We start from the raw sequence: 18,851 nt of genomic DNA, 5'->3' as shown, positions 1-18,851 counted from the left end.
TACAGAGAGGATACGCCATGAAAGTCAATCAGGCTGAATTCGTTATCAGTGCGGTTGGTCCGAGCCAGTATCCTGCCGATGCCTTGCCGGAGATTGCTCTGGCAGGGCGTTCTAATGTCGGCAAGTCTTCGCTCATCAACCGCATGATCCAAAGAAAGAATCTCGCCCGCACCTCCTCCAAACCGGGCAAGACCCAGCAGCTCAACTATTACCGGATTAATCAGGACTTATTCTTCGTGGATTTGCCGGGATACGGGTATGCGCAGGTCTCCAAGACCGAGAGGGAGAAGTGGGGCAAATTCATTGAGCAGTACCTGACCGAGCGCGAACCGCTCAAACTGGTGCTGCAGGTCATCGATGTCCGCCACCCGCCGTCCAAGGACGACCAGGCGATGTACGCGTGGCTGAAGCACAACGGCGTGCCGCTGTGCATTGTCGTCACGAAGGCGGACAAGATCCCCCGCGGCAAGTGGCAGCAGCACCTCAAGATCGTCCGCGAGACGCTGGGAGCGGATAAGGACGATCCGATGATCCTGTTCTCTTCGGAGCTTGGGATCGGCAAGGACGAGCTGTGGAGCCTCATTGAGGACCGGATCGGGTATGTTCCTCCGGGGACGGTTCCCGCTGAAACCGCATCTGCTGAACTGGAAAAGGGAGAGCATAAGCCGGCTTCGGCAGACGACAGGGAACTATAATCATTGAACGACAAAACCGTTTCTGCGGCCGTTAGGGCCGGGAGGCGGTTTTTTTGCAACTATAAGAATGTATGCCTCATCAAGGCGAAGCCGTTTATCTTGATCCGAAAGAATTCAGGCGTTTCAGGGACAGGCTTTTGGGGTAATCGAAGGTACGAGAACCATGCTGCGCCTATTGTCCGATCCCCTAGGGAACCGTACAAACACACGTGGGAAAGCGAGGGATTTGGAAGTTACCAAGCGCTCCTTCGGCGAGAAAGCGAAATTTTCTGAATTCCGGCGAAAATCAATGATTCGCCGGCAGGAATATTAAATAATTATGTAGTATAATGTATATAGAACAACTGAAAAGTGTTGAGGCTGCAAGGTTCGAAAAAAATGAATCGAGGGATTTTTATGGCAAATAGGTTAGCGACTGAATACGTCAAAACCTGCCTACAGTTAACGGAAGCCGAGATGATCAGTTTCATTCAGATGTTTGTGGATCAAGGAGCCTCCCTGCAAGTCAAAGTTTTAGAAAACGGAAACCAAGAGGTGGTACTGCCGGACGATTCGGAAGAAGAAATCAACCTGTCGTTCGAGCGCAAAAACAACTTGTACATCTGCCAGGGCACATGCCGCATCCGGAATAAGGACCTCGTGAATTTGATGCGTAAAGCCGTATCGACATACAAGGGTGATGCCGTAGTCAACCGGATCTATCCGGCCTATACGATGGAGTATACGTACAAGCAAGGTGCAGTTGTCAAAATCGTGGAAAAAACCAGCCAATCCGATAAACTGATTTATGAATATAAAGATACCCTTGGAGAGCTGCAAACCCTGTTCCTGAAGAACGAGGTGGAGCAGGAGATCGTTTCTCTCAAAGCCCAGGTGAATTCGCTCCTCGACTTGAGAAACGAGCTGCAGGATGTCTCTCTCCGCGAGCATATCGACGAGCGGCTCCAGAAGCTCACTCACCGGTTGTTCGTACTTGAAGCGTAATTATACTTATACGAATGTCTACCGCCCCGCAGCGTCCCGCTGCGGGGTTTTGAATATGTGCAGGGGCGTTGTGGGGCGTTTCTTCCGAGAAAGGCCGGATCGGGCCCAAAGATAGGCGCAATGACGGCGATCTTTAATCACACCGGACAGGCATCGGACATAATTTGTTCATGTGTTAGGAATCTCTCGACAAATGACTACAGCTTATTCAAAAAAAGTATTGCATTTCTGTTCAAGAGATGTTATTTTTAGTTTCGTTGATTGCAAACGAGAGTCGCAAGGTTGAAAACAAAATAGGAACCAGGATTCACTCAGGACATGTTATGTTGCGAGAGATTTATCCCTCGGGAAGTGAATGACGTAGGTCCTAGCGGATGAAATTTTTACAACATTTTATTCCTAGGAAGGGGGAACCGGAAGGATGGAATATTCAACTTTCGGAAGACACGTAGCTGTAGACACTTGGGGAGTAGATTTTGATCTACTGAATAATGCAGAGTGGCTGCAGGCACAAATGGTAGAAGCTGCTGAGGTTTGTGGTGCAACTGTATTGTCCGTTCAGTCCAAGCAATTTGAACCCCAAGGGGCAACTGTACTGGTACTGCTGTCGGAAAGTCATCTCTCCATTCACACGTATCCTGAGAGAGGTTTTGCTGCTCTTGACTGCTACACTTGCGGCGAGACGGTTGATCCTCAGGTAGCTATCGAGCACATGCTGTCCGTGCTGAAGCCGGAAACGATTCACGCGAAGAAACTGGTTCGCGGTATGGGTGAACTGCAAGTCGAAACACCTGCACTGAAGCAAGAACAATTGGTGAAATAATATCGATGACATACAGTAACCACGGAGCAATCCGTGGTTATTTCTTTTATCCCTGTCCCATACAATGCTCACAAGGAGTTACTGACGAGCGGGGAGGGCAGGGGATGAGACGGACCCGCAGCAAATGGTTCAAATACACGATCGCCGCCATCCTGATTCTGTGGCCGCTGCTGCAGATCGGGGAGATGCGGGGAGGCCGGGCTCCCCAGGAGCGGGCGGAGAAGCTGCTCTATCAGGTGTCGCCGTTCCAGATGGAGCGGCTGAACAGCTACCTGCTCGAAAGCGCCAAGATCCGGGATACCGCCGAGCTTGACGCTCTGCGCCAGGCCGTCTACTCCGCGCAGTTCACCCACGAGCATCTGGCGCAGGTTTACCGGGAAGGCGAAGTCGCACCGCTTCCTTCGCTGCAGGCCTTGATGCAGTACCTGCTCCGCCTGCAGGTCGGCGGCAGCCGGGAACCTCTACAGTGACATCTATACCGCCTACAGCGAGCTGGTATCGGAGAGCGGCGGCGTATCGGGTTCGGGCAGCGGCCGAAGAGCTGGCCAAGCTTCTGAAGAAAAAACTTCCGTAGTCCGTATACGCCGCGCGTAATGGGAAAAAACTAACAACGGTGGCGCCGTGCGTCCTGCCGTGATCTTCCTCACTGATTCCTAGTATATTTCGTGGTAGTCTGGAGGAAGCCAGCAGTTCTTGGACGGGCGAAATTTCATGGTTTTTTCATAAGACATTCATGACAAAACGCAAGCTATGCTGTATTCTAGGATTATAAGATTTGAACTAGATCTAAATCCTTTTCTTTTTCTTAACTGGTATGGCTGGGAAGTCAAGTTATGATGAGGTCAGCTTTTAGGGGCCGCTGCCTGTAAACCGTCCGGTCTTGATCTTGTCTTTTGGTCTTAGGCTTTCGATTTTTTGATCTTTTGATCTTAGGTTTTTGATCTTTTGATCTTTTGATCTTAGGCTTTTGATCTTGGGCTTTTGATCTTGGGCTTTGGTGTGGCGGGCACTGCCGGTGTTCGGCCGCTGGCGACCGGAGGAGCCAGTCGGCCGTCCCCGCGGCCCCCGAGCCCAGCGAGGCCGCCACCGCCCTGCACCCGCGTGAAGCGTGTTCCTGTCTGATGGCCTGATTCCGCAGGGAGCGGGCCATCAGACAGGAACGGACGCGATCCCCGCACGCAACACCGCCATAGAGCGCCTCTGCCGGGGTTAACGTTCCTGCGATGTTACCGCACGACGTGAAGCGTATCCTTGCCATGGACAGGAAGGCGGCGCGAGAAGCGGGACGCCGGTCCCTCCGTGCAAGGAGGAAAAGCGAGCCCCGCACCAAACCCTCTTCGAAGCGCTCGGGGGTCCAGGGGGCAAAGCCCCATGGGGTCCCCCTTGGGGGGATTTAGGGGGAGCTGCCGGGAATCAACCGCTCAAAAAAAATTCATAAATGTTGTCGAAGCAGGTCGGACAAGTATGTTATAATTGATTACATCTTCAAAGGAGGAGGCAGGTGAACCACATGCATATCGTCGTGGCGGGTCTGAATTACCGGACTGCACCAGTAGCCATCAGAGAGAAATTTGCATTCGCCGAAGGAGATTTGCCGCGAGCGCTCGAGGAGCTGAAGGCAACGAAGAGTATCATGGAGTGCGTGATTGTGGGCACCTGCAACCGGACGGAACTGTATGTAGCAGTAGACACCCAGCAGCTGTGCGGCCACCATTTGCGCAGTTTCATGGAGAAGTGGTTCGGTGTGCCGAAGGAGCAGTTCAATAAGCACCTGTACGTTTACGAGAACGAGAAGGCGATCCACCATTTGTTCCGCGTGACCAGCGGGCTTGATTCGATGGTGATCGGAGAGACGCAGATCCTGGGTCAGGTGCGTGACGCATTCCTGCTCGCTCAGAACCGGAAGACGACAGGCGTGCTTTTCAATACATTGTTCAAACAGGCGATTACCATGGCCAAGCGCGCCCATACCGAAACGGGCATCGGAGAGAATCCGGTGTCGGTCAGCTATGCGGCAGTCGAGCTCGGCAAGCGGATCTTCGGTACGTACAAAGGAAAGAAAGTGCTGATCATCGGGGCGGGCAAGATGAGCGAGCTGACGGTCAAGCACCTGTACGCCAACGGTTCGGAGAAGGTCACGGTAGTCAACCGCACGCTCAGTCGGGCGAAGGAGCTTGCGGACAAATTCAATGGAGCGGCCAGCACGATGGACCGGCTGCTCGATCATCTGGAGGAAGCCGATATCGTGATATCGTCGACCGGGGCTGCCGGTTACGTCCTCACCGCAGAGCAGGTATCCTGTATTCTGCAGCGGCGTCGCTCGAGGCCGCTGTTCATGATTGATATTGCCGTACCGCGGGATCTCGATCCGCGTCTGGGAGATATGCCGAATGTGTTCCTGTATGATATCGACAATCTCCAATCCCTTGTCAATTCGCATCTGGAGGAGCGGCACAAGGCCGCCGTACAGATCGAAGAAATGATTCAAGCCGAGATGGCCGCATTCGAGCAGTGGACGAGAACGCTGGGAGTCACTCCGGTGATCCAGGCGCTGCAGACCAAAGCTTCGGCCATTCATGAAGAAACGATGGACAGTCTCATGAAGAAGCTGCCGGATCTCGACGAGCGCGAGCTCAAGGTCATCCGCAAGCTGACGAAGAGTATTGTCAACCAGATGCTGCGTGATCCCATTGTCCGCATCAAAGAGATGGCCGCCGAGCGTCACGGGGATGACGCGCTCGAGATGTTCACACAAATTTTTGCTTTGGAGGAACAGCTGGCCGAGCAAAAACAGGTGGAACGGGCAATGCGCCAGCAGGAAGCGGAAGCCGCCGGGGAGCGGATAAAAGAAGAACTGCTGAGCAAAGTACGGGTGCCTGCCCCTGTGGATGCCCTGGCCAAAGCCTGACCGGAAAGGAACATCATGGTCACTCAAACTTGGCTGTACGATGCCATTCTTTATATTTACGCCCTGAGCCTCCTGTTTTACTTCTCGGACTTCGTCGGTCCGAACCGAAGTGCCAAACGGATGGGCGCAGGGTTACTTTTGTTTGTATGGGTGCTTCAAACGGCCTACCTTGGCTATAACCTGGCCGTACATACGTCCTTATCGGCTTTATCTATAGGAGAGACGCTCTTCCTGGTGTCGTGGCTGCTCGTCACGATCTCCCTGATCGTCAACCGGTTTATACGCATTGAGCTCTTCGTGTTTATTGTGAACGTGTTTGGCTTCGCCACACTGGCGCTCAATATATTCAGCAAGCCGGGGATGTCTCCGACGCTTGCGCACTGGGAGATCAACGACGAGCTGCTCTTCATCCACATCACACTGGCCGCCGCAGGGTATGCGGCGTTCGTCGTATCCGCCGTATTCTCGGGCATGCATCTGTTCCTGCACCGCAAGCTCAAGGAGAAGAAGTGGACCCAGGTGATGCAGCGGCTGCCGAGCCTGGAGAAGACGGACCAGTACGCGATGGTGGCCGTGGTCATCGGAGCGCCGCTGCTGCTGCTGACCATCACCCTCGGAATCGTATGGATCTCGCTGGAGGGGGATACGTCCCTGTTCTTTGATCCGAAGGTCATCAACTCCTGGTTCGTGCTGCTGGCCTATATCTTCTATCTGGTGCAGCGGCTGTGGATGAAAGCTCCCGGCAACCGGCTGGCCCAGTGGAACCTGGCGGCCTTCGCGATCACCTTCCTGAACTTCGTGCTCGCCAACTACTACACTACGTTCCATCAGTGGTCATAGAACGGAGGGCCTTAGGGATGGGCAAAGCCTATTATCCGGTTCTGCTTGATCTGCAGAACCGGATCTGCGTGATCGTGGGCGGGGGTCAGGTAGCCGAGCGCAAGGCGGCTTCACTGCTCGAAGCGGGCGCGATGGTGAAGATCATCGCCCCTGAAGTGACTCCCCGTATCGAAGCCTGGGGAGAAGAGGAACGCATCGGTCTGCGCCGGGAGAGGTACAGCCCGGGAATGACTGAACTCCGGGAAGCGCAGCTTATTTTCGCCGCAACGGACCATGCCGGGGTGAATGCGCAGGTGAAGCGGGAAGCCGAGGAGCTGGGGACGCTGTTCAACAGCGCGGATGATCAGGAGTCCGGCGGCTTCATCGTACCGGCGGTCGTGCGCCGCGGGCGGCTGACCGTTGCGGTGTCCACCTCGGGGGCCAGTCCGGCATTGGCCGCCGCACTGAAGCGAAGGCTCGAGGCCGTATTTCCGGCTGCTTATGAACCGTATCTCGAACTGCTCCATGACCTGCGTACGTCTATTCAGGAATGGGTGCCGGATACACGCATACGGCAGGAGATGTTCCGCGGCATCCTGGCTTGGCCGCTGCTCGAGGTATTGGAGCGGGAACATGGCGAAGCGGCGGCAGGCTGGAAGAGCCTTCTGCTCGAGCGGCTCCGCCGCGATCCGTCTCCTGCCGGAGTGGAACGGACGGGAGAGTGGCTCCTGGAGCAGGTACGGCAGCCGGGAAGCGGCGGGGACAGCGGGCACCGGTCCGATTACAGAAGCAACCCGGGCTGACAAACCGGGATACGATAGATAAGGGGCTGAGAAATCATATGCGCACCATCGTGGTAGGAACTAGACAGAGCGCCCTGGCGTTGACACAGACCGGGCAGGTGATCGACCATCTCCGTGAGATCTGCCGGCAGAACGGCATCGAAGCGGAGTTTGAACTGAAGAAGATCGTGACCAAAGGGGACCGGATACTCGATGTGACGCTGTCCAAGGTAGGCGGCAAGGGCCTTTTCGTCAAAGAAATCGAGCAGGCGCTGCTGGACGGGGAAGTGGACCTTGCGGTTCACAGCATGAAAGACATGCCTTTCGAGCTGCCGGAGGGGCTGGTCGTAGGTGCGGTGCCTCTGCGGGAAGATCCGCGGGACTGCCTCATCATGCGTGAAGGCAGGACGATTGACGATCTGCCCCAGGGGGCGAAGGTAGGAACAAGCTCCCTGCGCAGGGCATCCCAGCTGCAGCATTACAGGCCGGATCTGAAGATTGAACCGATCCGGGGGAACATCGATTCGCGGCTCCGGAAGCTGGAGACCGAAGGATTCGATGCCATCCTGCTGGCTGCGGCCGGACTGCACCGCATCGGGTGGAGCGACCGCATCTCGAGCTACCTTCCGCCGGAGCTGTGCCTGCCTGCCGTAGGCCAAGGGGCACTGTGTATCGAATGCCGCAGCGACAATGACATTGTTTTGAACCTGCTCTCGAAGTATCTTCATGAGCCGACGGCCGTCGCGGTGGCGGCGGAGCGGAGCTTCCTCGGCCGCCTGAACGGCGGATGCCAGGTGCCGATCGGAGCCTATGGGGAACTGACCGGAGATAAGAATGACGGCAGACCCGAAGTGAAGCTGACCGGGATGGTCGGCTCGCCGGATGGACAACAGATGCTGAAAGAAACGCGTACCGGAACCGATCCGGAACGGCTTGGACGTGAGCTCGCTGAAGCTCTGATCGCCAAAGGGGCAGCCGAGCTGCTTGCTGCGGCCAGAGAAGAATAGAGAGAAAGCCGCAAGGCACTGGTTTTCATGGGAAAGTTCGGTGCGGCGGCAAGAAGCTGCCGTGCCAGGGCTAATATCGGAAACTGCGCTGCAGGTTCGGGATGGGGGAGATTCGGTTGAAAAAGGGAGTCGTTTATTTGGTGGGCGCCGGGCCCGGGGATCCGAAGCTGATTACGCTTCGGGGGCTTGAGGCGATTCAGCGGGCGGATGTCGTGGTGTATGACCGATTGGCAAGCCCTCGGCTTCTCAAGCACATGAAGCCGGGAGCCGAGAAGATCTTCGTAGGCAAGCTGCCGGACAAGCATATGCTGAAGCAGGAAGAGATCAACCAGCTGCTGGTGGACCTCGCGCTGCAGGGCAAGACCGTTACCCGCCTCAAGGGCGGGGACCCCAGCGTCTTCGGGCGGGTAGGGGAAGAAGCGGAGCTCCTGGCCGAGAATGAAATCTTGTTCGAGATCGTGCCGGGCATCACGTCTTCGATCGCCGTGCCGGCCTATGCCGGTATTCCGGTGACGCACAGGGACTTTACGTCTTCCTTCTCGATTGTGACGGGACACGAATACAAGAACAAGACCTACAATACGGTCAACTGGCCGAACCTGGCCCAAGCCTCCGGCACACTGATCTTCCTGATGGGTGTAGCCAACCTGGAGCATATCTGTACGCAGCTTATGGAGGGCGGCAAGTCGCCGGATACGCCGGTGGCCCTCATCCGCTGGGGAACCTGGATGGAGCAGGAGACCTTGACCGGCACGCTGACGGACATCGTGGAGAAAGTCCGGGCAGCCGGCTTCCAATCCCCGGCCGTCACGATTGTCGGCGAGGTGGTCCGGCTGCGCGAGAAGCTGGCCTGGTTTGAGAAGAAGCCGCTGTTCGGCCGCCGGATCCTCGTGACACGGGCACGCAGCCAGAGCAGCGAGCTGTCTGCGCAGATCGATGAGCTCGGTGGTGAGGCCGTCGAGTTCCCGGTGATCCGTACGCAGCCTTCGAGCAAGCCGGAAGCGCAGGCGGCACGGGATGAAGCGATGCGATCGCTTGGCGGATTCGACTGGATCTTTTTCACGAGCGTCAACGGAGTGGAATCGTTCTTCCAGCGGCTTCGCGAGCTGAAGGTCGATATCCGATCCATGGGCGGCGCACGGATCGCAGCGGTCGGTCCGAAGACGGCCGCCGCTTTGGAAGACCGCGGACTGGTTGTTCAGACCATTCCGTCCGAATTCCAGGGCGCCGCGCTGCTTGAAGCGCTGGACGGCGAGCTGAAGCCGGGGCAGCAGGTGCTGCTGCCGACGGCGGATATCGCCCGGGAGGAACTGCCGGAAGGCCTGCGCGCCAGGGGACTGCACGTGACGAAGATCGACATCTATGAGACGGTGCTGGAGACCGAAGGCGGCGCGGAAGTGCTGGAGCTGCTGCGGCAGAAGGCGATTCATATCGTCACCTTTACGAGCTCCTCGACCGTAACGAACCTGATCCGTGCACTGCAGGAAGCAGGCGAAGCGCAGCCGCTGGAGCTGCTGCGGGGCTGCCGGATTGCCTGCATCGGCCCGGTGACCGCCGAGACGGCCGTCGAAGTCGGGCTCCAGGTGGACCACATCGCCAAGGAGGCTACCGTGGCTTCGCTGGTAGCTTCATTATACGAGTAGGGGCTTAGGCGGCCGGCGCTGGATGCCGGCTGCCCTCCCCAAGTCAGGAGGACAATTTCATGGCTTTTCCATTGATCCGAAACCGCCGTCTGCGCACCTCGGCCGCCATGCGCCGGCTGGTGCGGGAGAACGACGTCACCCTAAATGATCTGATCTACCCGATCTTTGTTACGCACGGGGAGAACATCAAGGAAGAGATTCCATCGATGCCCGGCGTGTACCACTTCTCGCTGGACCGTCTGCAGGAAGAGATCACGGAGGTATCCGCTCTCGGACTGCCGGCTGTTCTGCTCTTCGGCGTACCGCACGAGAAGGATGCCCACGGCAGCTCGGCCTACGACCCGAACGGCATCGTGCAGCAGGCAACCCGTCTGATCAAGACCTGGGATTCGGAGCTGCTCGTGATCGCCGATACCTGCCTGTGCCAATTCACGGATCACGGCCACTGCGGCGTGGTGCACTACGACGAGGCGAAGCAGCGGGCCGATGTCGTCAATGACGCATCGCTCGAACTGCTGGCCCGTACCGCGGTCTCCCAGGCTGAAGCGGGGGCCGATATCATCGCGCCTTCGAATATGATGGACGGGTTCGTTCATGCCATCCGCCAGGGGCTCGACGAAGCCGGCTATGAGCATGTGCCGATTCTGTCCTACTCCGTCAAGTATGCTTCCTCGTTCTACGGTCCATTCCGGGATGCGGCCCATTCGACGCCTCAATTCGGCGACCGCAAGACCTATCAGATGGATCCGGCCAACGGACGGGAAGCGCTGCGCGAAGCGGATGCGGATGTGGCGGAAGGAGCGGATATGCTCATGGTCAAGCCGGCTCTGGCCTACATGGACGTTATCCGTATGCTGCGCGACCGCTATGATCTGCCGATCTGCGCTTACAATGTCAGCGCGGAGTACTCGATGGTGAAGGCCGCCGCCGCCCAGGGCTGGATTGACGAACGCTCCATCGTGCTCGAAACGATGGTGGGCTTCAAGCGTGCCGGCGCCGACATGATCATCACGTATTTCGCCAAAGACATTGCCCGCTGGATCGCCCGTTCCTGACATGACACATGCAAGAACCGCCGTGCTTCCCGCTCCGGGACAAGGCGGTTTTTCATTATCAATTCAAGGGCGTTGTCCGTCCCAAAGAATCACATACAGCCTGCTTACATAGAAGGGGTCGGTTCGTTATGGACCCGCCGCCCGCCGCCGAGCCATGTCAATAATTTGTCGGAAACGGCTTCCGCTGGAAGTTGTTACCCGTTTTCAAATAGGGCATAATGGGAAGAAAGACTATGGAAGCAAGCGGAAAAGAGGAACCCTCATGACTTATAACGACCGGTTTATCCGTGCTTGTAAAAAACAGCCCGTGGACACGCTTCCCGTCTGGTATATGCGCCAGGCCGGACGCTACGACCCCGAGTACCGCAAGATCAAGGAAAAATACAGCCTGCTCGAAATCTGCCAACAGCCGGAGCTTGCCGCCGAGGTCACGCTGATGCCGGTCCGCAAGCTGGGCGTGGATGCCGCGATTCTCTACTCCGATATCATGAACCCGGTCGCTTCGATCGGTATCGATTTTGACATCGTGAAGAACATCGGTCCGGTGATCGACAATCCGATCCGCACGGCGGCGGACGTGGAACGGCTGCGTCCGATCCAGGTGGAGAAGGATCTGCCGCACATCCTGAAGACGATCGAGATTCTGGCCGCCGATCTGCAGGTCCCGCTGATCACTTTCGCGGGAGCGCCTTTTACCATAGCATCCTACCTGATTGAAGGCCGTCCGTCGAAGAGCTATATCCGCACGAAGGGCATGATGTATGGCGAGCCGAAGGTCTGGTTCCAGCTGATGGACAAGCTGGGCGACATGGTCATCACGTACCTGAAGAGCCAGATTGCCGCCGGGGCCAAAGCGGTACAGCTGTTTGACAGCTGGATCGGCGCCCTGTCTCCAGCCGACTTCCGCACGTACGTGCTGCCGACAATCCAGCGGATTTTCGCCGAGCTGAAGCATCTCGAGCAGCCGAAGATTTATTTCCCCGGCGTAGCGTCGGGTGAACTGCTGCCTCATCTGCAGGGAATCGAAGCCGACGTCATCGGACTCGACTGGAGAGTGCCGATCAATGAAGGCCGCCGCCGGGTCGGCCCGCGCTACGCGGTACAGGGCAACCTGGACCCTTATGTGCTTACGGCACCGATGAACGTGATTCAGGAGCAGGCCAAAGCCATCATCGACGAAGGGATTCAGCAGCCGGGCTATGTCTTTAACCTCGGTCACGGTCTGTTCCCTGAAGCGTCGCTGGAGAAACTCAAGGAACTGACGGACTATATTCATGATTATTCCCGTGAGGCGATCAAGGCGCGCGGGGGGTATAAACAGGAAAGCGGGGTTTAGCATGAGCGAGAAACAGCAAAGAACAGTAGGCGTGCTGGTCATGTCCTACGGTACACCTGAGAATCTGGAAGGCATCGAAGCCTACTATACCCATATCCGCCGCGGCCATCCGCCGACAGCCGAACAGCTCGAGGATCTGCGCAGCCGGTACGAAGCGATCGTAGGCGGAGTGTTCCCGCTGCGGGAGAACACGGACAAGCAGGTCCAGGCGCTCGAGGAGCGTCTGAACGAGAAGTACCCGAACATCCGCTTCGCCTGCTATCAAGGCCTGAAGCATGCCGCTCCGTTCATCGAGGACGGCGTGGAGAAGATGGTGCAGGACGGCGTGAAGGAAGCGGTCGGGATCGTGCTCGCACCGCATTACTCGGTCATGAGCGTCGGAGGGTATATCAAGCGCGCGAAGGAGAAGGCCGAGGAGCTCGGGCTGCCGATCTCTTTCGTGCAGAGCTATCATCTGCACCCGGCGCTGATTGAAGCATTGACGGTCCGCGTGGAAGAAGCGCTGGAGAAGTTCGGTGAAGGCGCGAAGGAGCGTGTGCAGGTGGTCTTCACGGCGCACAGCCTGCCGGAGAAGATCCTCGAGATGAAGGATCCATATCCGGAGCAGCTTCTGGCCACTTCCAAGGCGATCGCCGAGAGAGTAGGTCTGGGGCGCTGGCAGTTCGGATGGCAGAGCGCAGGCCAAACGGGCGTGCCGTGGCTCGGACCGGACATCCTGGATGTTATGAAGACGATTCAGGAGGAAGGGGAGACCAAGGAAGTGCTCGTCTGCCCGGTCGGCTTCGTATCGGACCACCTGGAGGTTCTGTACGATCTCGACATCGAAGCGCAGAAGACCGCCCGCGAGCTTGGCCTGCACCTGGAGCGCACGCGTTCGCTGAACACGGATCCGCTCTATATGGAAGCACTCAGCGATTCCGTATACGGGAAGCTCGAAGGAAAGTAAGCCGCAGGCTGCGGTGGTGGGATAGCCCACTTGGTGGATTGTATCTTGGGGAAGAGGTGTGAGGATGGAAGATCAGCGTAAACGTTCCGATGCGCGGTCCGCGCAGGCTTTTGCGGAAGCGAAACAATACATTCCCGGCGGGGTCAACTCCCCGGTTCGTGCCTTCAAATCCGTAGGGCTTACGCCACTGTTCATCCAAAGGGGAGCAGGCTCAAGGGTATACGATATCGACGGCAACGAATTCATCGATTACATCGGTTCGTGGGGCCCGCTTATTCTGGGCCATGCCCACCCGGAAGTGATCGAAGCGGTGAAGCAGACCGCCGAGCTCGGAACGAGCTTCGGCGCACCGACCGAGCTCGAAACCCGGATGGCGAAGCTGGTTACGGAGCGCATGCCGTCCATGGAGCTCGTGCGCATGGTGAACTCCGGTACGGAGGCGACGATGAGCGCGCTGCGTCTGGCCAGAGGCTATACGGGCCGCAGCAAGATCCTGAAGTTCGAGGGCTGCTACCACGGGCATGCCGATTCCCTGCTGATCAAAGCGGGCTCGGGCGTGGCCACTTTGGGGCTGCCGGACAGTCCCGGCGTGCCGGAAGGCGTGGCGGTCAATACGATCACCGTGCCTTACAACGATCCGGATTCGATCAAGCTGGCCTTCGAGAAGTTCGGTGAGGAGATCGCCGCCGTGATCGTAGAGCCCGTAGCGGGTAATATGGGCGTCGTTCCTCCGCTTCCCGGCTTCCTGGAAGGGCTGCGCGAGATCACTACGCAGTACGGCAGCCTGCTGATCTTCGACGAGGTCATGACCGGCTTCCGCGTAGGATTGAACAGCGCGCAGGGCCGCTTCGGGATCACACCGGACCTGACCTGCATGGGCAAGATCATCGGGGGCGGGCTTCCTGTAGGCGCCTACGGCGGCAAGCGGGAGATCATGGAAATGATCGCACCGGCCGGACCAATCTATCAGGCGGGCACCTTGTCCGGCAACCCGCTGGCGATGGCGGCCGGCTATACGACACTGAAGCTGCTGGGCGAGCCGGGCGTGTATGAAGAGCTCGAACGCAAAGCCGCCCGGATCGAGGAAGGCTTCATGGCGAACGCCAAGGAGCGCGGCATCGCTTCGGTGATCAACCGTGTGGGCTCGATGGTTTGTCCGTTCTTTACGGAGGAGCAGGTCATCAACTACGAGACGGCGAAGACGTCCGATCTGGGAGCGTTCAACCGTTACTTCGAAGGGCTGCTCGACGCGGGCGTCTCCATCGCGCCTTCCCAGTTCGAAGGGATGTTCGTCTCGGTGGCGCATACCGACGAGGATATCGAAGCGACGATCGAAGCGAACCGCGAAGCACTGAAGCGGGTGTAACGAAGGCGGCTGCCGGCTGTGCTGGCGGCTCTCGACATAAAAAGGCACGGCCATTCTCCGGAAGGGGAGAGGGCCCGTGCCTTTTTTGCCATGTAGAGGTCAACGTAAAACACGCCCCATTCCTCAAGAGGCTGGGGCGTGTTTCTGAAAGACGGATGATTAAGGCTTAATCTGCGCTTCCCCTGTCGTAGTTGACTCGGTGGAAGTCGAGGTGGACGGAACGGGAGCGGCGGATTCCACCGGTTTGGTGCCGGCGGAAGTACCGCTTGTGCTCCCGCTTCCGGAGGAAGGTGCGGGAGCCGGAGCCGATCCGGTCCCGGACGGCGTGCCGGTGCTTGTGCCGCTTGGAGCCGGCTGGGCAGGCGTTGTCGTCGTACCGCCGCTGTCCTTGGCGGCATCCGTCGCCGCCGTACCTCCATTGGTTGTGCCGCTTCCGGCTGCCGGCGCGGGGCTCGTCGTACCCGTGCTTGGTGCAGGGCTTGATGTCCCGGTCCCTGCTGTGCCGCTTCCTGTTGTTCCTGTAGTGCTTCCAGCCGCCGGAGCAGTGCTGTTTTTCGGATCCGTCTTGGTCGCAGGAGCCGTTTTGGCATCTGTCGCTTTGGTGTCGGTAGTGCTCTTGGACGGGGCCGTTTTGGTGGTTTCTGTCGGTTTGGCGGTGCCGGGCGTCGAAGAAGGTTCGGTCTTCGGCTTCGGAGTCGCTGCCGGCTGCTTCGCCTTCTTCTCCGCCTGCTCCTTCAGGTATTCCGGATGGTCGTACGAGCCCCCGGCGTCGATCTTGTCCACTCCATCCCAGATCCGGATGGCCTGTACCGATTCGGGATCGTCGTAGACGAGGAAGGCGGAAGGCAGACGGCGTTCGCCGTAGCGGCTCGACGGCTTCGTGAGCAGCTTGCTCTGCTCGTCCTCATCGCCCTTGTACACGAGCTCGGAGGAAGCGCCGCCGTCGAGGTTGCCGGCATTGATGACGCCCTCGGCGAGGAACAGGTCCTGCACTTCCTTGAGCGTGGCGCCCACGCTGTGCGACTGGCGGCCGTCGATGACGATGAAGATCACTGTTCCGTCGGCCTTCTGACCCACCGCGGTCCGCGGCGCGCGACCCCAGCCTCCGTCGCCGCTCGTGATGAGCGGCTTGCCGTTGGCAATGAGGCGAGGGATAGAACGATACGGCTTCGGAGATGCCCATATCTCTCAGCTCGAAGGCATCGTACTTGCCGACGACCAGGGCGCCTTCCTTGGTGAAGCCCACAATATGCTGCGGGATGCTGCCGTCCTGATCCGTGAAGACGATATCCCCGCCGGAGATGATCATCCCGATGGCGGCAAAGCCGTTGCCGAGCCCCTCCGGATCGTCGAAGCTGCCGCCGTTCACACCGGCTACGGCTCCGGTCCGGTCGACCATGGAGGTGATTCTCTCGCCTTCACCTACTTTGGAAGGGGTCATGACCCGGATCGTCTTCGGGTCGTATACATACATCTTCTTGCCCTTCCAGAACTGGCCGGAAATATCTTCAATCTTCACAAGCTCGTCGGCGGAGCGGGCATTGCCGTGGCTGCCGCGAATATTGAGCAGGCTCATGTCCTGCTTCTCTTTGGCGGCCCGTTCGATGGCATCCCGCGTTTCCTGCACCAGCTCGTCCCTGCGCTCGGCGCCGACGAAGATCCAGGCCCAGCTGCGGTGCTGGGTGGTAATCACGGTTTCGGCCATCCACTGGCGGATGTCCCCGCCGGGACCGGTCAGGTACAAAAAGCTGGACGTCATAAAGGTAAACAGGGCGATCGAAAAAAGCGTCTTCTTGAGCCTTCCCCAGGCCCGAAACGTTCCGATACTGCGCATCAGCTGCAATGAAGTCCTCTCCCATAACTTGATATGATAGCCGGCAGGTGCCGGCATGGCATGCTTGGCCGCTGAAGTAAACGCAGCGTAAAACGCGGCTATTGTCGAATTTTCTTTTTCCCCTCTGACATTCTATCATATGAACTGGGGATTCTCCAGCTTTACTAGAGTAAGATAAAGGAAAACCTGGCAGGGGAAGCGGGGGGCTCGGTTGGAGCCGAAGGGCGCTTTTTGATACAATGAACGATTATAGCCTGCAGGGAGCCGGCCGGAATTCCGGCGGATGAGAGGAAGGACCTATGCTCAAACGATACAGTTTCTTTGGAGTTACATTGGAGCTGCTGGCCGTGGCCGGAGGCTTCGCGGCACTTCTGCTGCTGGTGGTGGTGCTGGCGGCTGCGGCGCATGTGAGGCAGGCGAGACGGCAGAAAGCCGTGGAAGCCGAGGAGGGAGACGCATGAAAGGCTGGAAACGCCGGGGCGAGTGGCTGGAATGGACGGCTCCGTCCGAACTCTCTTCGATCTGGGCGGCAGACCGGGCCGTGCTGGAGCTCATAGGGGAGAAGTGGCTGCGTAAATGGGAAGCCTCCGGGGATGCAGTGGTAAAAGGCCGCCGGCTGCTGCTCCGCATGTTCCCGGAGGAGCCGGGGATCGAAGCCGGGGCGTGGATGCCGCTGGAGGTGCTCTATGAGGACGATTTCTGCCTCGTGGCGGACAAGCTGGCGGGAGTCAAAGTTCACCCGACCGCGGATGGGGAGGAGGGCACGCTACTGCATGCGGCCGCATGGCACTTGGAGGCTTCGGGTCAGCGCTGCCGCCCGCGCCATATCCACCGGCTCGATGAGGACACGACCGGCCCCGTGCTGCTGGCCAAATGCGGCTGGGCCCAGGTGCGGCTCGATGAGCAGATGCGGGAGAAGCGGATCTCCCGCGAGTACGCGGCCTTCGTGCGGGGGCGGTTCGGTCAGGCCCGCGGCACGATTGACGCGGCCATCGGACGGGACCGGCACCACCCGACGCGCCGCCGGGTGTCGCCCACAGGAGAGCGGGCGGTTACGCATTATGAAGTGGAGCGGCAGTTCGCCGGGGCCGCGCTGGTCAAGCTGAAGCTGGAAAGCGGACGCACGCACCAGATCCGGGTCCATCTGGCCCATCTGGGGCATCCGCTGTTCGGAGACACGCTCTACGGCGGTCCGTCCGCCCCTGAGATCGGCCGCCAGGCGCTGCACGGGCAGAGGCTGACATTCGACCATCCCTTGACGGGAGAGCCGGTGGACGTGTCCTGCCCTTGGCCCCGGGATTTTGAATCCCTGTATGAGCGGCTGCAGCGCTCCGAAAAATAGTAGTCATGCTCCTTCCGGCCCAGCCATATAAATTGTAGAGACTAAAAGGCGATTGTATGGATCTGGCGCCTGCCGGGACGGCAGGTCAACGCATGGAGGGAGGATGTTCCATTGACGAATCAAAGAAGCGGACTGCGTTTCGATATCTACGAACGCGTGCATTTATCCGAAGGGGTGCTTGGCATCAAGGAGCTGGAGGAGGTCGAACTCGTTCCTCATATTCAGGTGCTCAGCCAGGGGGAGCAGGCCCTTCTCCGGGGGAATCTGCTGCTGACCGGCACGTATGTGGACGAGCAGGACCGGGCGAACCAGAGGCTTGAGCATCTGATTCCGGTAGAGATCACCCTGCCGCTGAACCGGGTGCACCGGGTAGAGGATATTGCGGTCGAAATCGATAACTTCGATATCGATCTGCTGTCGGGCCGCAGCCTCAATATTACCGGCGTCCTGTCGCTCGGCGGACTGGAGGTCGTCTCTTCCCCGGATGAGGAAACCTGGCGCAGCGACCGTGAAGAGGAAGAAGTGCTCTTCGTTCATGAAGCGCGCCCGGAACGGGCCGAGGAAGAGCTGCCTTATGGAGATGCTTCCCCTGGGATCTCTGTCCCTCCAGGGAACAACGCCGCACTCTTCGAGCCTGAATTCACCGTTCCCAAAGGAGCCCATCAGGGAGCCGGGCCGGAGGAATCGGCTCCTGTGAGCTGGGATGCACCCGAGGAGGTGTCCCAGGCCGGGGAGGAGGCGTCCGTGTTTATCCTCGAGAGGCCGGCACCGGAAGATGGCCCCGCAGAGGAAGCACCGGCAGCTGAAGCGCCGCGTGAACCGCGGGTGTCCATCAGCAGCGCTGCGGCTCCGGCTGCGGAGCCTGCAGCACCTGCTGCATCAGCGGCCGAAGCGGCGGCACCGATCCGCTCCTTCGGGGTCGCTTCGCTGCTCGACCGTTCTTCGGCCAGACGCGAGAACCGCAGCCAGCCGGAAGCCGCGCCTGCGCCGGCCGCCGTACCGGCCGAGAAGGTCGAGTGGAAGAACCTGCTGCTGAGCAGGGAGGATCAGCAGGAATTCCGCAGAGTCCGTCTGGCCATCGTGCAGAGGGAGGAGACTCTGGAGTCGATTGCCGAACGTTATGGGATCAGCTCGAGAGAGCTGGCGCTCTATAACCGACTTGGGGACGGAGGAGTCAACGAAGGGCAGATCGTGTATATTCCGAAGGTCTAACCCCGACTTTTGCAAAAAAGTGCCTCAAGTCAAGCCGAACAGGGCTTGACTTGAGGCTTTTTGGGCTATACTAAATATTGACTCTCCTTCCGGGATTGT

At 58.7% G+C, this 18,851-nt stretch carries 17 protein-coding genes; 16 read left to right on the top strand and 1 reads right to left on the bottom strand.

The window, feature by feature from the left end; translation table 11 throughout:
* Positions 1 to 17 precede the first annotated feature (17 nt).
* The 13 genes from yihA to hemL all read left to right on the top strand — a co-directional run bounded on the left by yihA (position 18) and on the right by hemL (position 14,364).
* Positions 18 to 695 carry a ribosome biogenesis GTP-binding protein YihA/YsxC gene (gene yihA / locus PM3016_RS29650; protein WP_014371972.1) on the top strand — a complete coding sequence of 226 codons (678 nt, stop codon included), beginning with the start codon at positions 18 to 20 and terminating at the stop codon, positions 693 to 695.
* 396 nt (positions 696 to 1,091) lie between these two features.
* Positions 1,092 to 1,679, top strand: a complete 588-nt coding sequence (locus tag PM3016_RS29645) for a hypothetical protein (RefSeq protein WP_014371971.1) — start codon at positions 1,092 to 1,094, stop codon at positions 1,677 to 1,679.
* 421 nt (positions 1,680 to 2,100) lie between these two features.
* Positions 2,101 to 2,502: an adenosylmethionine decarboxylase gene (gene speD / locus PM3016_RS29640; RefSeq protein ID WP_014371970.1), complete on the top strand. Its 402-nt coding sequence runs from the start codon at positions 2,101 to 2,103 to the stop codon at positions 2,500 to 2,502.
* Positions 2,503 to 2,606: 104 nt separating this feature from the next.
* Positions 2,607 to 2,972: a hypothetical protein gene (locus PM3016_RS29635; RefSeq protein ID WP_014371969.1), complete on the top strand. Its 366-nt coding sequence runs from the start codon at positions 2,607 to 2,609 to the stop codon at positions 2,970 to 2,972.
* A 1,040-nt stretch (positions 2,973 to 4,012) separates the two neighbouring features.
* A complete protein-coding gene (gene hemA, locus PM3016_RS29630; protein ID WP_013920137.1) occupies positions 4,013 to 5,410 on the top strand; it encodes a glutamyl-tRNA reductase in 1,398 nt (465 codons plus the stop codon).
* Between the two features lie 15 nt (positions 5,411 to 5,425).
* The gene (ccsA, locus tag PM3016_RS29625) at positions 5,426 to 6,250 is read left to right on the top strand and encodes a cytochrome c biogenesis protein CcsA (protein WP_013920136.1); all 825 of its coding nucleotides are present in this window, start codon (positions 5,426 to 5,428) and stop codon (positions 6,248 to 6,250) included.
* A gap of 17 nt (positions 6,251 to 6,267) precedes the next feature.
* The gene (locus PM3016_RS29620; protein WP_014371968.1) at positions 6,268 to 7,032 is read left to right on the top strand and encodes a precorrin-2 dehydrogenase/sirohydrochlorin ferrochelatase family protein; all 765 of its coding nucleotides are present in this window, start codon (positions 6,268 to 6,270) and stop codon (positions 7,030 to 7,032) included.
* Between the two features lie 38 nt (positions 7,033 to 7,070).
* On the top strand, positions 7,071 to 8,018 hold the full coding sequence (hemC, locus tag PM3016_RS29615; RefSeq protein ID WP_014371967.1) for a hydroxymethylbilane synthase: 948 nt from the start codon (positions 7,071 to 7,073) through the stop codon (positions 8,016 to 8,018).
* 101 nt (positions 8,019 to 8,119) lie between these two features.
* On the top strand, positions 8,120 to 9,661 hold the full coding sequence (gene cobA, locus PM3016_RS29610) for a uroporphyrinogen-III C-methyltransferase (protein ID WP_014371966.1): 1,542 nt from the start codon (positions 8,120 to 8,122) through the stop codon (positions 9,659 to 9,661).
* Between the two features lie 59 nt (positions 9,662 to 9,720).
* Complete coding sequence (gene hemB / locus PM3016_RS29605) at positions 9,721 to 10,716, top strand: porphobilinogen synthase (protein ID WP_014371965.1); 996 nt, start codon at positions 9,721 to 9,723, stop codon at positions 10,714 to 10,716.
* A gap of 262 nt (positions 10,717 to 10,978) precedes the next feature.
* Positions 10,979 to 12,052, top strand: a complete 1,074-nt coding sequence (gene hemE, locus PM3016_RS29600; protein WP_014371964.1) for a uroporphyrinogen decarboxylase — start codon at positions 10,979 to 10,981, stop codon at positions 12,050 to 12,052.
* Between the two features lies 1 nt (position 12,053).
* Positions 12,054 to 12,998: a ferrochelatase gene (hemH, locus tag PM3016_RS29595; protein ID WP_014652537.1), complete on the top strand. Its 945-nt coding sequence runs from the start codon at positions 12,054 to 12,056 to the stop codon at positions 12,996 to 12,998.
* Positions 12,999 to 13,062: 64 nt separating this feature from the next.
* On the top strand, positions 13,063 to 14,364 hold the full coding sequence (gene hemL / locus PM3016_RS29590) for a glutamate-1-semialdehyde 2,1-aminomutase (RefSeq protein ID WP_013920128.1): 1,302 nt from the start codon (positions 13,063 to 13,065) through the stop codon (positions 14,362 to 14,364).
* Between the two features lie 159 nt (positions 14,365 to 14,523).
* Here the strand turns inward: hemL and PM3016_RS40430 are convergent, their stop codons facing one another.
* The gene (locus PM3016_RS40430; RefSeq protein WP_238540645.1) at positions 14,524 to 15,486 is read right to left on the bottom strand and encodes a phosphodiester glycosidase family protein; all 963 of its coding nucleotides are present in this window, start codon (positions 15,484 to 15,486) and stop codon (positions 14,524 to 14,526) included.
* Between the two features lie 1,011 nt (positions 15,487 to 16,497).
* Between PM3016_RS40430 and PM3016_RS38940 the strand changes: the two genes are divergently transcribed.
* The 3 genes from PM3016_RS38940 to PM3016_RS29575 all read left to right on the top strand — a co-directional run bounded on the left by PM3016_RS38940 (position 16,498) and on the right by PM3016_RS29575 (position 18,752).
* Complete coding sequence (locus PM3016_RS38940) at positions 16,498 to 16,659, top strand: hypothetical protein (RefSeq protein ID WP_013920125.1); 162 nt, start codon at positions 16,498 to 16,500, stop codon at positions 16,657 to 16,659.
* Positions 16,656 to 17,540, top strand: a complete 885-nt coding sequence (locus tag PM3016_RS29580) for an RluA family pseudouridine synthase (protein WP_014371960.1) — start codon at positions 16,656 to 16,658, stop codon at positions 17,538 to 17,540. The genes PM3016_RS38940 and PM3016_RS29580 overlap by 4 nt, the downstream gene beginning before the upstream one ends.
* Positions 17,541 to 17,651: 111 nt before the next feature.
* Positions 17,652 to 18,752: a LysM peptidoglycan-binding domain-containing protein gene (locus PM3016_RS29575; protein WP_014371959.1), complete on the top strand. Its 1,101-nt coding sequence runs from the start codon at positions 17,652 to 17,654 to the stop codon at positions 18,750 to 18,752.
* The last annotated feature ends 99 nt before the right edge of the window (positions 18,753 to 18,851 follow it).

Source organism: Paenibacillus mucilaginosus 3016 (genome assembly GCF_000250655.1).
GTDB lineage: Bacteria > Bacillota > Bacilli > Paenibacillales > NBRC-103111 > Paenibacillus_G > Paenibacillus_G mucilaginosus.
This window is presented reverse-complemented; position numbering and strand designations above follow the sequence as displayed.

Coding starts and splice junctions, on each gene's coding strand:
- yihA (WP_014371972.1), top strand. CDS start 18: ATGAAAGTCAATCAGGCTGAATTCGTTATCAGTGCGGTTGGTCCGAGC.
- PM3016_RS29645 (WP_014371971.1), top strand. CDS start 1,092: ATGGCAAATAGGTTAGCGACTGAATACGTCAAAACCTGCCTACAGTTA.
- speD (WP_014371970.1), top strand. CDS start 2,101: ATGGAATATTCAACTTTCGGAAGACACGTAGCTGTAGACACTTGGGGA.
- PM3016_RS29635 (WP_014371969.1), top strand. CDS start 2,607: ATGAGACGGACCCGCAGCAAATGGTTCAAATACACGATCGCCGCCATC.
- hemA (WP_013920137.1), top strand. CDS start 4,013: ATGCATATCGTCGTGGCGGGTCTGAATTACCGGACTGCACCAGTAGCC.
- ccsA (WP_013920136.1), top strand. CDS start 5,426: ATGGTCACTCAAACTTGGCTGTACGATGCCATTCTTTATATTTACGCC.
- PM3016_RS29620 (WP_014371968.1), top strand. CDS start 6,268: ATGGGCAAAGCCTATTATCCGGTTCTGCTTGATCTGCAGAACCGGATC.
- hemC (WP_014371967.1), top strand. CDS start 7,071: ATGCGCACCATCGTGGTAGGAACTAGACAGAGCGCCCTGGCGTTGACA.
- cobA (WP_014371966.1), top strand. CDS start 8,120: ATGGGGGAGATTCGGTTGAAAAAGGGAGTCGTTTATTTGGTGGGCGCC.
- hemB (WP_014371965.1), top strand. CDS start 9,721: ATGGCTTTTCCATTGATCCGAAACCGCCGTCTGCGCACCTCGGCCGCC.
- hemE (WP_014371964.1), top strand. CDS start 10,979: ATGACTTATAACGACCGGTTTATCCGTGCTTGTAAAAAACAGCCCGTG.
- hemH (WP_014652537.1), top strand. CDS start 12,054: ATGAGCGAGAAACAGCAAAGAACAGTAGGCGTGCTGGTCATGTCCTAC.
- hemL (WP_013920128.1), top strand. CDS start 13,063: ATGGAAGATCAGCGTAAACGTTCCGATGCGCGGTCCGCGCAGGCTTTT.
- PM3016_RS38940 (WP_013920125.1), top strand. CDS start 16,498: ATGCTCAAACGATACAGTTTCTTTGGAGTTACATTGGAGCTGCTGGCC.
- PM3016_RS29580 (WP_014371960.1), top strand. CDS start 16,656: ATGAAAGGCTGGAAACGCCGGGGCGAGTGGCTGGAATGGACGGCTCCG.